At 59.7% G+C, this 1013-nt stretch carries 2 protein-coding genes; one reads left to right on the plus strand and one right to left on the minus strand.

Translation table 11 applies throughout. The features are described 5' to 3' along the window. On the plus strand, positions 1-262 hold a 262-nt coding region (locus ACIQXH_RS20415; RefSeq protein WP_403125472.1), incomplete at its 5' end, for a hypothetical protein. A gap of 52 nt (positions 263-314) precedes the next feature. Here ACIQXH_RS20415 and ACIQXH_RS20420 read toward each other — a convergent pair. Beyond that, positions 315-806 carry a hypothetical protein gene (locus tag ACIQXH_RS20420; protein WP_403125477.1) on the minus strand — a complete coding sequence of 164 codons (492 nt, stop codon included), beginning with the start codon at positions 804-806 and terminating at the stop codon, positions 315-317. Between the last annotated feature and the right edge of the window lie 207 nt (positions 807-1013).

The raw sequence follows: 1013 nt of genomic DNA on the forward strand, positions 1-1013 counted from the left end.
GAAACGTCGCCGTTTCGGAATCTGGCGCGAGGAGCAGTTTTCGGCGCGGATACGCGTTGCTCGCGACGCTGAGCAGAAGCGTCAAGCGGAGCTGATGGCGAATCCCAGTGCTGAGCTTGTTGAGGCATATCGGGAGTTGCAGGCTGCGGAGGCGGCGTCCGGTGCGAGGATCGGTTGCGCGCGGGGCGGCGATATGACTGACCCGAAAACGGTTCGGGCTCTTGCTCGGCTGTTGAGTGATCCCGCCGAAAAGTTTCAGTAGGAGCAATTCACGGGCCGCATTTGTGCTGGTCAATCCGCTTTTGTTTGGAGTTTCAGTCGCGGCCGAGGTCGTGGGCGCGTTTCGGTGTCTGGGTCCGCGAGGTTTCCGGCTCGGTCGTCCCTGATTCCCGTGAACCCGTCGGTGGCTGTGACGGGTAGTCGAGTAGTCGGCTGCGCATGAGGTCGCTGAGTTCGTTGGGGTTGTACGGTTCGCGGTTTCCGCTGCGTAGATGCTCGATCATCGCTTTGTGGTGCTCGGCCACCTCGAGGTGGATGACGTTGCCTTGGGTGCTGGCGAGGGTGGGTGGTTCGGTGTTGTTGCGGTGTACGCCGACCGCGAGGACGTCGCGAAGTGGTGTGTGGGGTGCTTCCATGGCGACGTAGCGGGCTGCTTGTACTGCGGAGGCGTGGACTTTTTGCCAGTCGATGGTCCAGCCGGAGGATTTGAGGAGTTCGTCGAAGAAGACTCGTTGTGTGCGGGAGTTGCCGTCTCGGAATGGGTGCAGGACGAACTGCGAATTTTTCGATCCGATGCAACACAGCACGGAAGGCCTGCTCAGGCGAGTATAGCCGGTTTCCAACAGGTTCCAGTGTAGTTTCCGAGGCCAGCGAGACCCGCAGACGAGACCGGATTGGGGACCGATTGCAGCTCTGGACGGGCGCAGAACGGCCATTTTCGGCAATCGAAGAACGAACGAACCTCGACAAACTGATGCATCTAATGCAATTATATTGCAGTGGACACCGAGGAT

Source organism: Peribacillus sp. NPDC097225 (assembly GCF_044761955.1).
Taxonomy (GTDB): Bacteria; Bacillota; Bacilli; order Bacillales; family DSM-1321; genus Peribacillus.